Here is a 12,560-nt window from a genome sequence, read left to right on the forward strand (position 1 = left end):
AAGAGTGTATGAGCAATATGTTTGAGCTCGGCGAAGAACATCAAGGTTTACTCGACCACGCTGACCGCATTGCACGGGATATGCTGTATCCGCTGTCTGAGCGTATGGACAACGAAGAGTGGTGGCCGTCGGAATTATTCCCCAAGCTCGGCGAGCTCGGTTTGCTTGGCGTTACCGTGGACCCTGAGTACGGCGGTGCCGGTATGGACTTTTTGTCTTGCGGTGTTATTGCTCAGGCCTTTTCGCGCTGGAACCACGCCCTGGGTTTAAGTTGGGTGGTTCACGACAATTTATTTGCCAATAATATTTACGCAAACGGCAGTGAGTTTCTGAAAAGGAAATATTTACCTGATGTGTGCGCGGGAACTAAAATTGGCGCGCTGGGTTTGACGGAGCCCGGTGCAGGTTCTGATGCCTTAGGCTCCATGCGCACAACGGCTAGAAAAGACGGCGATCACTACGTGCTTAACGGTAGCAAAATCTACATCACCAACGGCCCCATTGCCGACGTGTTGCTGGTGTACGCGAAAACTGAAAAAGACGCCGGCTCAAAAGGCATTACTGCGTTTTTGATTGAGAAAGAGTTCCCTGGATTTAAAGTGGCGCAAAAGCTCACCAAAATGGGCTTCCGTGGCAGCCAAACAGCAGAGTTGGTTTTTGAGGAGTGTCGTGTACCGGTAGAGAATATCGTTGGCGAACTTGGCCAGGGTCATCGCGTGGTGATGAGTGGCTTGGATCTTGAGCGCGCGATGATTAACCCCATATGCGTTGGCATTGCCGAACGCGCTTTAGAATTGTCGGTGGATTACGCCAAAACCCGGCAACAATTTGGCAAGCCCATCGCGTCCTTCCAGATGGTCCAAAGCCGCTTGGCGGATATGTATGCCAATGTCGAAACCATGAAATTGATGACCTACCGCGCACTCTCTGCCTGCCAAGGCGTGGGACATGGCGAAGCGGGGCGTGGCGAAATTCATAAGCTAACGGCTGCGGCAATTATGTTTGTCGCGAATACCTTAAACAAAGTCCTCGACGACGGCGTGCAAGTGCATGGCGGTAGCGGCTATATTTGGGAATCTGAAATTAATCGTTTGTTCCGTGCGACTAAATTGTTAGAAATTGGTGCCGGTACCACCGAAGTTCGAAAATTAATTATCGCCGGTGAATTACTGCGCTAAGTATGGTTGTCGGTAGAGAGAATGAAAATGAGTAAACCGATGTCCGTACCCAGTGACGCTGATTTTGCCAGTGCCCCGCTACCATTTAGTGGGGGCGGCTTTAACGGACAGGTAGTATTAGTCAGCGGTGGTGGCAGCGGTATTGGCAAGGCCACCGCCTGGTGTTTTGCCCGTCTTGGCGCTCACGTCATTATTACAGGTCGTACGGAAGAGAAGCTAATTGATACGGTCGCGGCGCTAAGCGATGCGGGTTTACTCGCGAGCTACAAACTTCAAGATATTCGCGATTACGACGGTATTGCCGCAATGTATGCGGCAATTTTTGAGGAGCACGGGCGCCTAGATGTTTTAGTGAATAACGCCGGTGGCCAGTTTCCTCAGTCGGCTATCGATTTTTCTAAAAATGGCTGGGATGCCGTGGTCAATAATAATCTCAACGGCAGCTGGTATATGATGCAGCACGTGGCGCGTCAATGGCGTGACCGCAAGCAGCAGGGCAGTATTGTGAATATTGTTGCCGTGGTGCCGCGTGGAATGAGTGGCGGCGCGCATACCTGTGCTGCTCGCGCTGGCGTAATTCACCTGTCGAAAACCGTCGCGGTAGAATGGGCGGAATATAATATCCGCGTTAACTGTGTCGCGCCTGGCGTTATTTTTAGCGAGGGGATGCGGGCCTACTCACCGGAAGCCTTGAGCGAGTTTGATAAGTCGAATCCCATGAAGCGTTTCGGCACACCCTGGGATATTGCCCAAGCTTGTGTTTATCTCGGTGGCCCCAGCGGCAGCTTTATAACCGGCGAGGTACTCACTTTAGATGGTGGCGGCCAGTTGTGGGGTGATTTGTGGATGCAGGGTAGGCCGGATTACTTTCGTTAAAGATATTATATTTACAGCGAGAGTTGCCTGACTAGGCCGGCGGTTTATCCGTTAAATTCTGATTCGTTATAGGTCTTTTAACAGTTCGACTCTATTGAAAATCTCGATAGGGTCGAACTGTTGCGCTCAATGCTACTTTCCTTTGTTCTTAGAATCCAACTTTAAAGTCTAGCTGATAGGTCGTTTGGTCCGGATGCGGTGTTTTTGTGTAGTTGCCGGGAATAAGCGGTTGATCAAGAATCAATACTGCATCTTGTTCTTTGGTTAAGTTGCGCGCCTGAAAATTAACTGACCAGCCGTTTGTTTCTGAGCGTAGACCAAGGCCGGCATCGATGCGGGTAATGGCTTCTTGCAAGGTGTTGGGATCGATGTCGGAATCTAGATAGCGCTCGCCGCTATAAGATACGTTCATTCGAATGCTGCCGAGCAGGTCGGAACTGCCAAACATCGGAAATTCCCAGCGCGGCGATAGTGAGCCCGACCAGCGCGGTGCGTAGGGCAATGATTTGCCACTTAGATCCTGGGTTTGATTTTGCTCTGCGGTGAATAGTGGTGGGCCTTCGGTAAAGCTATCGTATTTGGCGTCGAGGTAGGCAAGGCTACCGGCTAAGCTTACGCCGTCGATTGGCGGTAGCCAGAAAAAGTCCATTTCTGCACCCTGACTAGACGATTCAGGCGCATTAAATGTGGTTAGTGTTACACCCGAAAAGGTGCGTATTTGCAGATTCTTAACATCGCTGTCAAATACCGCCATATTCAATGTTAGTGATCCGCCGAGTAGTCGCGATTTTATACCGGCTTCATATGTCAGCGTTTCCTCGCCTTTGTAAGTTAAATTGTTGTCATTTAGTGGCGCGGGATCAAAGCCCCCAGCTTTAAAGCCCTTTGCGGCATTCACGTAGACATTTATGTCTGGCAGTATTTCGTAATTAAAGGCCAGCTTAGGTGACACATTGGTTTCTTTGTTTTTCAGGTTTGGTGCGCTGAAGTCGCTTTGATTAAGTGAGCCGCCGGAAATGCTGGCGCCGGCCGCGACGCGAGAATAAGATGAACCCTCAGACTCGTCTTCGCCATAACGTATGCCAGCTGTTGCCGTTAGGCGGTCAGTCAGAATCCAATTAAACTGCGAGAAAATAGCAAAGGATTGGGTTGTGGACTGGGTGGCAGAAATATAGCGCTCGCGCTCAATAATGCCAGGGATCAAATCTGGAAGTGAGATTGGCAGGTCAATTAACAGTGGATCAAACGGCAGTTGAATGTTTTGAACAATTGCACCTGCGCGGGCAAACGCGATCAAGCCGTTCAGACTCACATCGATATCTTGGAATACATCGTTGGTGGATTCTTGACCAAATACACCCACTACAAAGTCAATGCCTTCACCCCAATCAAACGGCGCGTCTAATCCGCCAGCGAGACGAACTTCTATCGCCTTTGCGGTATAGGGGTTACCCTTCGGTGGCTCGTTGAATGCCACCAAGGGCACCGGTGAGTAATCCACATCGAGCGAGTAGGGGGTAATAACTTCAGACCACGACGCAATAGTGGTGAGTTCCGGTGCCGTAATACCCATTAGCTCGTCTGGTCGCCAGATCAGGCTTAAGGAAGCGGCTTTAACCTCGCGGTCTGAGCGAGTTGGGGCATCGGTCGAGGTGTTTTGGTCGTAGGGATCAGCTTCGGTCTTCGGGTCGTATTCGCGGAACACGCGCAAGCTTCGTTCGCTGGCAATAAACAATGACTGGGTATAGCCCTTAGTTAGTGATTCTGCATACAGGCCAGTAAAATCTGCCGTTAGAGTATCGCTTAAAAACCAGCTTAGCTTTAAGCGAACCGCTTTGTCTTCCTGGGTTTGCTGTTCATCGCGGGTGCTATTGTATTCAAGGGTGTCAGCGTCATTATAGCGGAATGCGATCCGGCCTAAGAGGCTGTCGCCCACGATGGGGCCAGAAATTGCGCCCTCTATATTGTTACTTTCAACGTTTTCACCGTGGCCATACTTGATGAAACCTTCTGGCTCTGAGGTCGGGTCCTTGGTGTGAAAGTTAAGTACCCCACCAAGAGTATTTTTTCCGAATAGTGTTCCCTGTGGCCCGCGCAGTACTTCTAAACGATCAATATCAAATACCGCATCTTGTGCAAATGTTGAGCGGCCGTAGGGCACATCGTCTATAACTAGTCCAATAGACGGCTCAAAGCCAACACCTAGCGGCGGTGTGCCAAAGCCGCGAATGGTAATGCTGGTGTACAGGGCCAGGGATGCATCAAAGCTAACGTTGGGGATATAGCGCGTGATCTCACCAACGTCGGAAAGGCCGGAGTCTTCAATAAAATCCGCCCCGATGACCGAAATCGACAGGGGTACGTCCTGTGCGCTCTCCGCCTTTTTATTGGCGGTCACAATCACTTCCTCAATAATACGCGGCGCCGCATGCAGGGGCGAACTCAGCATTGTTGCTCCAGTTGCAAATAGTGCTGAGGCGCTTGTCAGCCGGATTGCCTTGCTGATAAGGCGCATTGTTGGGGTGTGCTGTTGGGGCATCATAGACCGTCCATCGTTATTATATTTGGCTTTTAACTTCGCAAGTTACAGGGTGTTAGCTTTATGCCTATTCAAGGTAGCACTACGCGGCGTGTTTTGCATGTTCGCAGGTGCGTAATTATGACTTTGGGCGACATGGAGGTTGGCGCGGTAGGACAGTCGTTGTGAAGTAGTGCGCAGTTTTTTCCACATTGATAAGCAGTTTCGCATCAGATTTGCTGGGGAAGCGAGGCATCAGGTTGGGTCTTGAGCTGTTATTTATCAACCTTTTCGATGGTCATTATCGCCGCTGCCGTGATTCATGTGCCTATGCCCCCCAACCATTCTCGGTGGTTTGCGAATCTCACCGGATGACTTTCAGGCGATGACCGCAGCGGACTCTTTGCGGAGCGCAAGCATGCCGTGGTCTAAAATTAAGATGCGAGTTTGCGTGGGATTGTTGTTAGCAGCATTTTGGCTGCAAGAAATACCTATTCACTAATGAGTTTGTATTCGTAACTGGCTGCATAAGTTATGTTTGAGTTGCTGTGTATTAGGCGTCATATTTCTCAGTCATTGGGTAAGATGATGAGTGGCATAAAATAATTCTTAGTGAGAATTTAAGCAGCTCGGCAGTTGATTGTATAAGACGGTCATATTCTATGTCGGATTTCAAAATGGCAAGACAAATTTCAATAACATGAAGGAAGTAATCCGTGTTACCCCAAGCTATAAGTATTTTCGATATGTTGAAAATAGGTGTTGGTCCGTCTAGTTCGCATACGCTTGGGCCTTGGCGAGCGATACAGCGATGGCAACGCGAACAGCTTGCTAATTTAGATAAAATAGATGAGATAGAAGTGATTCTGTTTGGCTCACTCGCCCTAACGGGAAAAGGTCATTGTACAGATACAGCCATATGTCTTGCTTTACTGGGGTATGACCCAGAGACAATAGACGTTGATTCTATTGCGCGTTTTATTAAAGAATTAAAAATAAATAAGTCGCTGCAAGTGAATGCTGAAAATGTAATAAATTTCGATCCTGATCAAGCCATAAAATTTTACTGTGACCAAAGGTTACCCGAGCATCCGAATGCGATGACATGTCGGGTGCGTAGCGCAGGGCAGTGGTTGGAGGCCAGCTATTTTTCAGTGGGCGGTGGCTTTATCGTGTGCAGCAATGACACCGATGTGATTGCCAACCCTGTGAACTTACCGTTTCCAGCGCAGACTCCTAATGAACTTCTAACACATTGTGAGCGGGAGCTGTTATCGATCTCGGCGCTGGTGAGATTAAATGAATTGGCTTGGCGAAATTCAGCGGAAATCAACTCGCAGCTCGACCGGCTGTGGCACGTGATGAAGGATTGTATTTGGCGGGGGAGTCAGCGTGTGGGCACCTTGCCAGGTGGCTTGAGCGTTAGTCGTCGAGCGGCGGGGCTGCAAAAGTCACTTCTGAGCGGATTTCATGCAGATAATGTTGATGAGTGGATCGATGAAATTAAACGCCGCAAACTTTCATTCTCCGAAATACTGCGCTGGGTGAGTTGTTTCGCGCTTGCCGTTAACGAAGAAAATGCGAGTTTGGCTAGAGTGGTCACCGCACCAACAAATGGCGCTGCCGGCGTCATCCCCGCTGTACTTATGTACCACATCTGCTTTTCTGGTCAGGTGGTAAACGCTGAAGAGATTCGAAGGTTTTTAATAGTGGCTGGCGAAGTTGGCACTTACTTTAAGAAGGGAGCAACAATATCTGCGGCGATGGGCGGCTGCCAGGCTGAGATCGGGGTTTCTTCCGCCATGGCCGCGGCGGCACTCACCGAAAGTTTGGGAGGCACCCCGCGCCAGGCGCTCATAGCGGCGGAGATCGCCATTGAGCATCATCTTGGTATGACCTGTGATCCCGTTGCCGGCTTGGTGCAGATTCCATGCATAGAGCGAAATGCGATGGGCGCCGTTAAAGCGGTGAATGCCGCACAGCTTGCCTTGGCTGGGGATCCGTATCAAACCAAAGTGACATTGGATGCCGCCATCAAAGTCATGGCCGATACCGCAAGAGACATGCATAGTAGCTATAAGGAAACCTCGCAAGGCGGTTTGGCGGTGGTAGTACCTGTTGCGCTTTCTGAGTGTTAGGGCTTTATATTTTTTCTTATTTTATAAAAATATTAAATTTTTTATCGTCGTAATTTCCATAAGCACCCGCGAGCATTGAGTAAAACAGCTCAACAAATGAGGACGATAATTATTCTAGGTGGGGATGCGGTTCGGCCGAAAAATCAGCTTAACCATTTATGCATTGGTTTTAAGTTGCGGAAAATGTGGTCGAGATAATTTCGTAGGCCGAAAAAAGCCCAGCAAAGCTGGGCAAAGTCCTCAATGGAATCGTGGTCGAGATGTTAGGAACTTTGCGTCACTTATGACGCGGCTTTAATCAGTTGTGTTTCCGGGTTCATAAAAATTTCTTCTGCTAGCTTTTCTGCAATAGAGGCGGTCGTCATTTTTTCTGAATCGGCACGTTTAAATATTTCCGCCAAGGTCGCGCCGATTTCCTTGGTTTTTGTTTCGCTCTCTTGAGTTGTTGCGCCCACTCTTTGGTAGTGAACATCAATAATGCCGCCCGCATTAATAACGAAGTCGGGTGCGTATAGAATCCCTCGCTGCCGCAATCTTTCGCCGTGTTCACTTGCGGCTAATTGGTTGTTTGCCGCACCCGCAATAATTTCCGCCCGAATAAGATCGACCGTATCGTCATTAATCACGCCTCCCATTGCACAGGGGGTGAATACGTCTACATCTAGAGAAATAATGCTGTTGTTATCAACAATCTGGGCGCCCAAGGCGGTAGCCTTTTCAAGGTTTGCCTTATTCACATCTGATACAAAGACGGTCGCGCCATTTTTTACCAACATGTCAATTAAGTGGCGGCCGACGGAGCCCGCACCTTGCAGGGCAATACGAACTCCCTTCAGGCTGTCAGTGCCTCTTTTATGTTTCAGCGCCGACAGTATTCCGCAGTAGACGCCGTAGGCGGTGTAAGGAGATGGGTCGCCGCCATATTTTTGATTGTCACACACGCCCGCGACGTACTTGGTCTTTCTGCCCATTGTTTTAAGGTCACTGACACATGTACCTGAGTCTTCTGCGGAAATATATTTGCCGCCAAGACTATCGATAAACTCACCCATCGCTAACAGTAACTCAGTCGATTTCTCGGTGTTGGGGTTGCCAATAATGACGGATTTGCCGCCACCAAGCGGTAGTCCGGCAAGCGCAGATTTATAGGTCATGCCCAGTGAAAGTCGCAGTACATCGTTAAGCGCTAGATCATCATTGAGGTAGGGGTACATTCTGCAGCCGCCGAGAGAGGGGCCAAGATTGGTGTTGTGAACGGCAATAATTGCCTTCAAACCTGTTTTCGAGTCTTCCTTAAAGGCAACGAGTTCGTGTTGATTAAATGAGGGGCAGCTAAAGGTACTCATTGTCACTCCAGTTGTTTGACTTGTTGGTCTGAAGGCGCCGGACTATCGTAACCGAATGCCTTGTGCGTCCATGTTTGTTTATTGGTATATCTTAGCGAGTTTTTCTGAATAATTTAGTTTAAATAAGACGGGTTTTACGATGAGTGTGAAATATTATTTCTTAATACATCGATAATAGGTATTAATTTATTTTTTAGACTGCCGTGTTGCGTGAGACTGTGCGAAAGGTGGGGATAGAGTTCTCTATATTTGTCTTTAAGGACTGTTAGGGAAGATGGCTAATCTAGTCGCAGCCGCTGATGGTAGTACCTTTGCAGTCCCGACGATTGCGGTTCACGAGTAGATACTTCGCCATGCGCCAGATCTCTGCTTATTCTGTAGTGATTTATTTTTAGCGAAATACCATTCTATAAGGAATCACTAGTTTAATTATTGCGCAGAAGAATTTTCGATGATTTTTAAGCTCAGAGGACGCAGAGTGTTACAGCCTCCAATGTTCGGTAAAAATAGGTGTCGAAAATCCATAAAATCTTATCAATGGCAGGCTCTTAAGTGAAATTTATTGGGTAGGTGAATGTTGTATATTTGTGGAGGTGGCCATGCGCGTCAAAGCGTTGAAAAGTAGAGTCAGGCTCCGTATCAACAAGAGCAAGGGTTCGGTATTTATGCCTGGGGATTTCTTTGACCTCTCGGGTCGTGATCAGGTGGGCTGCGGCTTGCGTGAGCTGGTAGCAGAGGACACGATAATTCGATTTGGACAGGGTCTCTACGCAGTGCTGCTGCTTTTTTCATGGTTGGCCTCTCTGCGCCTGCTAGGGGAACTGATATATTCCTCTGAAACATCCCGCTTGGGGAGAGGGGTGGACCATTCCATTAAATCAACACGGCTGTTACATTATCCCCCTTTTGAAATTGGTATTAGTGCCCCAGATATTGATCGCGCGGCAGTTGAAGATAAAAATTGAATCACGTCGGCGATGGATTCAGGTTTTACCCAGCTACTTGTGTCGGCGTCAGGCATCGCTGCACGATTCGTTTTTGTGTCGATAGTGCTGGGCAAAATAGCGTTTACCGTTGTATTGGTGTCTGCCAGTTCTTTGGCCAGAGATTCGGTGAATTTGTGTATGCTTGCTTTAGAAGACGCATAGGCGCCCATACCTGCATCCGCTGATAATGCGCCTATGGCGCCGATATTGATGATTCTACCTGCGTGACTTTGTTTTATTTCTGGCAGTGCCGCTTTGGTCATCGACACCGCAGTTAACAAATTCATTCCGAACATCCGCTCCCAGTCCGATAGTTCACTGTTGTCTAGCATCCCCCAGGAGAATCCGCCTGCGATATTTACCAGTACATCTATGCCGCCGAATTTGTCCTTTACCGCGTTCGTGACCTTCTGGCAATCTAGGGGTTTGTTGAGGTCTACACCGGCTAGATCCAGCGTGTGATCAATGATGGTTACTGGCGCCGAGGCAAAGTCTACTCGGCAAACATTGTGACCATTTAGCGAAAACGCATGTGATACCGCTGTGCCTAGTTCGCCAAACCCTCCGGTTACGATGATGTTTAATTGGGTCATGTGTGAATCTCCAGTGTTATTTATTTGACGGGCTCAATTAGATTTCTCTAAGGAGGTAATTTGTCGTGCAGATTCAAGAATTGAATTTCTAATATCCCGTGGCGACCAAGCTAAGATGTTCTTCGCTTTATTTGCCGATGTTATACGTTTCTGCCCTAGGATTTTTGTGGTGCTTCTGGCTTCTGCATTGAACAGACCAAAGAGCTGAGTAAGAAAGTTGGGTAGTTCAATGCTGGGTGCTTTTTTATAACCATTTTTTCGGAGTAGTTTGGCGACATCTTTGAGCCACATTTCCCGCTCTGAGACAATTAAGCGCTCGCCGTCTGAGTGGTCGTTTTGCATTGCCAGTACATGGGCTTCGGCGACGTCGCGAACATCTACATAGCCAAAGTGCAAGGCGATTGTTACAGGTGTGGAGCCATCGATCATTCTTTTAATGATGTCATTTGATACGCCTAAATCGTCGCTTAGAGATGGCCCAACAATCATGCTCGGATTGATGACAGTCAGTGCCATCTTTGAATTTTCTCCAGCGCTTGATACGAATGCCCACGCGGCGAGTTCCGCCATGGTTTTACTTTTAAAGTAGGTAGATACTCTCGCTAATGCTGGGTCAGTCCAGTTATTTTCGCTAAAGGATTCCGCCTTGCTGGTACTTTCGGTAATGGCGCCGCAGGAGGATGTGAGGACGACTTTTTTTACACCGGCTGCGCTGGCAGCACGCAGTACCCTTAAAGTACCGTCGCTTGCCAAGTTTATCCAATGCTCAGGATCTTTCGGTTCGCCGATAAAAAACGGTGATGCGACGTGCAGTACATAGTCGCAGTTGTCTGTTGCATCCTTCCAGCCCGCGTCGTCGGCAAGATCGGCTTCTAATAGCGACAGATTTTCATGGTTAATGTTGGCTTTCGACAGCGACTCTCGTATTTCGGCTTCTCTGCTTAAAGACCGAACTGTGCCCTTTACTAAATATCCCTGTGCTAATAATTTCGCGACGCAATGGAGGCCAAGGTAGCCTGATGCGCCTGTAACTAGTACGCACTCCATATGTTCTTCCTTCAAAGATTTATTAGCGAGAGAAATTCATTGCGGGTGGCTTGATTCGTTTTAAATTCACCAATCATTGCAGAGGTGCGCATAACCGAGTTTTGCTTTTGCACACCGCGCATCATCATGCACATATGGCTGGCTTCAATAATAACGCCAACACCGAGTGCGTTCGTTACTTCCATTATTGTGTCGGCGATCTGGGTGGTTAGTTGTTCTTGAATTTGAAGGCGTCGCGAGTAGAGATCGACAACTCTCGCGATCTTCGATAATCCTAATACCTTTCCGTTTGGTATATAGGCCACATGTGCTTTGCCGATAAAGGGTAATAAATGGTGTTCACAAAGTGAATACAGTTCGATGTTCGAAACCACAACCATTTCATTGGCGTCTGAAGTGAAGAGCGCGCCGTTTATGACTTCGTCTATGGTTTTTCTGTAGCCTTCGGTCAAGTATTGCATTGCCTTGGCAGCGCGTAATGGTGTGTCAATCAGACCGTCTCGGTTAACGTCTTCACCGACTGACTTGATGATTTCAAAATAGGATCTTTCCATAAGTTACTTGGCTACTATTCTTGTTTTTATTGATTTCGCTTAAAGATATTGAGCGAGGAAACATTGCATTGATGGTGGAAAAGCCACCTCCATCACTACTACTTGCTGGAGATGACTTTTCCGCGCAGTCGTCTACATCACATAGACCGAATGTCGAGGGTTACTTATTTTTTGGTGGTGCACCTAGATGGCCTGGCCATCTGCTGCCGCCTATGGTGTCTACAAAGGGCCAAAATGCTTTTGGATCTAGCTCGCCAGCGATCGTGACTGACCGGCTTCGATATTCTGGCCACCATAAATGAGATGAGATCTGTTCTCTTAATGGTAGCATCGTGGCAATCGGGTCCCATGGGCTGTCAAGCAGCGTCAGTTTGCCGTCGAGGGCCAAGCGGTAGCCGGGGCCGTACTTGCCATGCACTTTAACGACATGGGGTGGAAAGTCATAGCCTTCTTCGCCGCCCACTTTGCGAGAATATTTTGTCCACCATTCAAACCGCTCTGGGTCGCCCTTGATCTGGTCTTCTTCCCCCACCGTGGCAGTGAAGTTAAGAAAGGTATAGCCCTGATGATGACAACGTGCAGTAACGTTCGGTCCAAGGCGATAGTATTCAGTAGTAGCCGGGAATTTTGGTTGGCCATTCATCATGACGCTGATATGAATCGCTGCTTCCTGATCAATGCCGTAGCCAATCGCGTACTCGCCGCTTTGACCTTGGTAGTCCGCATTGACAGTAATGAGAACGCCATACTCAGGCTCTTCATTCACGGGGAGGTTGTAGATGGTTAAATTTACGTTCGGGGTTTCACCGGGATCTATACCTGGTGGTAAGAGGTTCGCGATGGCTTCTTTGTCTGTGCGATACACAATCTTTAGCATTGGCCATTGGGCAATCTCACCAGGAGTTGTCAGTGGTGCATTTGCGGGATCCGTCATGTTAAGTAGACCTCATCTATTTGGTAATTATTTTAAGTGGGTTTCATGTGGGTAATGTAAATGCACCCAGCTTCGAAGTTACACTGCCGCGTTCTTTAGTCGACGCTGGAGATACTAGCACTTGGAATTCTGTTCTATAAGGAATCAAACGTAATATGACTGTTCTCAGCCTTGGGCCAATTATGTCCCGTTGATTGTGCGCTATTCAGCGACAATGAGTTTACATTAGGTGCTTTATTGTTATGACTGGGTCGGGATAAAGTCGTGCAATCAAATTGTCACAAGTGAAAATGCTCAGGGGCATAGAGAATAATAAGTGAAGAGACCCTTGGTTCTCCAGTGTAGGGTTGAGAGGCGAATGCTGTAAATAATCTGTGGTCCGGGAAGATG

General features: G+C 48.2%; 9 protein-coding genes. 3 read left to right on the plus strand and 6 right to left on the minus strand.

Annotated features, from left to right (window positions below):
* Window positions 1-8: 8 nt before the first annotated feature.
* Together KXJ70_RS10965 and KXJ70_RS10970 are read left to right on the plus strand one after the other, a co-directional pair.
* Entirely contained in the window at window positions 9-1,178 is a 1,170-nt protein-coding gene (locus tag KXJ70_RS10965) for an acyl-CoA dehydrogenase family protein (protein WP_219043544.1), read from the plus strand.
* Window positions 1,179-1,205: 27 nt separating this feature from the next.
* The gene (locus KXJ70_RS10970) at window positions 1,206-2,054 is read left to right on the plus strand and encodes an SDR family oxidoreductase (protein WP_219043545.1); all 849 of its coding nucleotides are present in this window, start codon (window positions 1,206-1,208) and stop codon (window positions 2,052-2,054) included.
* Window positions 2,055-2,202: 148 nt separating this feature from the next.
* On the opposite strand, the gene KXJ70_RS10975 is transcribed toward KXJ70_RS10970, so the two are convergent.
* Window positions 2,203-4,503 carry a TonB-dependent receptor gene (locus KXJ70_RS10975; RefSeq protein WP_219043546.1) on the minus strand — a complete coding sequence of 767 codons (2,301 nt, stop codon included), beginning with the start codon at window positions 4,501-4,503 and terminating at the stop codon, window positions 2,203-2,205.
* A 785-nt stretch (window positions 4,504-5,288) separates the two neighbouring features.
* Between KXJ70_RS10975 and KXJ70_RS10980 the strand changes: the two genes are divergently transcribed.
* On the plus strand, window positions 5,289-6,710 hold the full coding sequence (locus KXJ70_RS10980; protein ID WP_369409773.1) for an L-serine ammonia-lyase: 1,422 nt from the start codon (window positions 5,289-5,291) through the stop codon (window positions 6,708-6,710).
* Between the two features lie 281 nt (window positions 6,711-6,991).
* Here the strand turns inward: KXJ70_RS10980 and KXJ70_RS10985 are convergent, their stop codons facing one another.
* The 5 genes from KXJ70_RS10985 to KXJ70_RS11005 all read right to left on the minus strand — a co-directional run bounded on the left by KXJ70_RS10985 (window position 6,992) and on the right by KXJ70_RS11005 (window position 12,170).
* Window positions 6,992-8,056 (minus strand): Glu/Leu/Phe/Val family dehydrogenase, encoded by a 1,065-nt coding sequence (locus KXJ70_RS10985; RefSeq protein ID WP_219043547.1) that lies wholly within the window; start codon window positions 8,054-8,056, stop codon window positions 6,992-6,994.
* 895 nt (window positions 8,057-8,951) lie between these two features.
* On the minus strand, window positions 8,952-9,635 hold the full coding sequence (locus tag KXJ70_RS10990; RefSeq protein ID WP_219043548.1) for an SDR family NAD(P)-dependent oxidoreductase: 684 nt from the start codon (window positions 9,633-9,635) through the stop codon (window positions 8,952-8,954).
* Between the two features lie 33 nt (window positions 9,636-9,668).
* Window positions 9,669-10,682 (minus strand): SDR family oxidoreductase, encoded by a 1,014-nt coding sequence (locus KXJ70_RS10995; RefSeq protein ID WP_219043549.1) that lies wholly within the window; start codon window positions 10,680-10,682, stop codon window positions 9,669-9,671.
* Window positions 10,683-10,693: 11 nt separating this feature from the next.
* Window positions 10,694-11,236 (minus strand): GTP cyclohydrolase I FolE, encoded by a 543-nt coding sequence (gene folE / locus KXJ70_RS11000; protein WP_219043550.1) that lies wholly within the window; start codon window positions 11,234-11,236, stop codon window positions 10,694-10,696.
* Window positions 11,237-11,396: 160 nt separating this feature from the next.
* A complete protein-coding gene (locus tag KXJ70_RS11005) occupies window positions 11,397-12,170 on the minus strand; it encodes an acetoacetate decarboxylase family protein (RefSeq protein WP_219043551.1) in 774 nt (257 codons plus the stop codon).
* Between the last annotated feature and the right edge of the window lie 390 nt (window positions 12,171-12,560).

This window comes from Zhongshania aquimaris (genome assembly GCF_019312595.1).
GTDB lineage: Bacteria > Pseudomonadota > Gammaproteobacteria > Pseudomonadales > Spongiibacteraceae > Spongiibacter > Spongiibacter aquimaris.

Bases quoted from the DNA above. Each gene is read 5' to 3' on its own strand.
- KXJ70_RS10990 (WP_219043548.1), bottom strand. From the start codon at position 9,635: ATGACCCAATTAAACATCATCGTAACCGGAGGGTTTGGCGAACTAGGC.
- KXJ70_RS10965 (WP_219043544.1), top strand. From the start codon at position 9: ATGAGCAATATGTTTGAGCTCGGCGAAGAACATCAAGGTTTACTCGAC.
- KXJ70_RS11005 (WP_219043551.1), bottom strand. From the start codon at position 12,170: ATGACGGATCCCGCAAATGCACCACTGACAACTCCTGGTGAGATTGCC.
- folE (WP_219043550.1), bottom strand. From the start codon at position 11,236: ATGGAAAGATCCTATTTTGAAATCATCAAGTCAGTCGGTGAAGACGTT.
- KXJ70_RS10970 (WP_219043545.1), top strand. From the start codon at position 1,206: ATGAGTAAACCGATGTCCGTACCCAGTGACGCTGATTTTGCCAGTGCC.
- KXJ70_RS10985 (WP_219043547.1), bottom strand. From the start codon at position 8,056: ATGAGTACCTTTAGCTGCCCCTCATTTAATCAACACGAACTCGTTGCC.
- KXJ70_RS10975 (WP_219043546.1), bottom strand. From the start codon at position 4,503: ATGCTGAGTTCGCCCCTGCATGCGGCGCCGCGTATTATTGAGGAAGTG.
- KXJ70_RS10995 (WP_219043549.1), bottom strand. From the start codon at position 10,682: ATGGAGTGCGTACTAGTTACAGGCGCATCAGGCTACCTTGGCCTCCAT.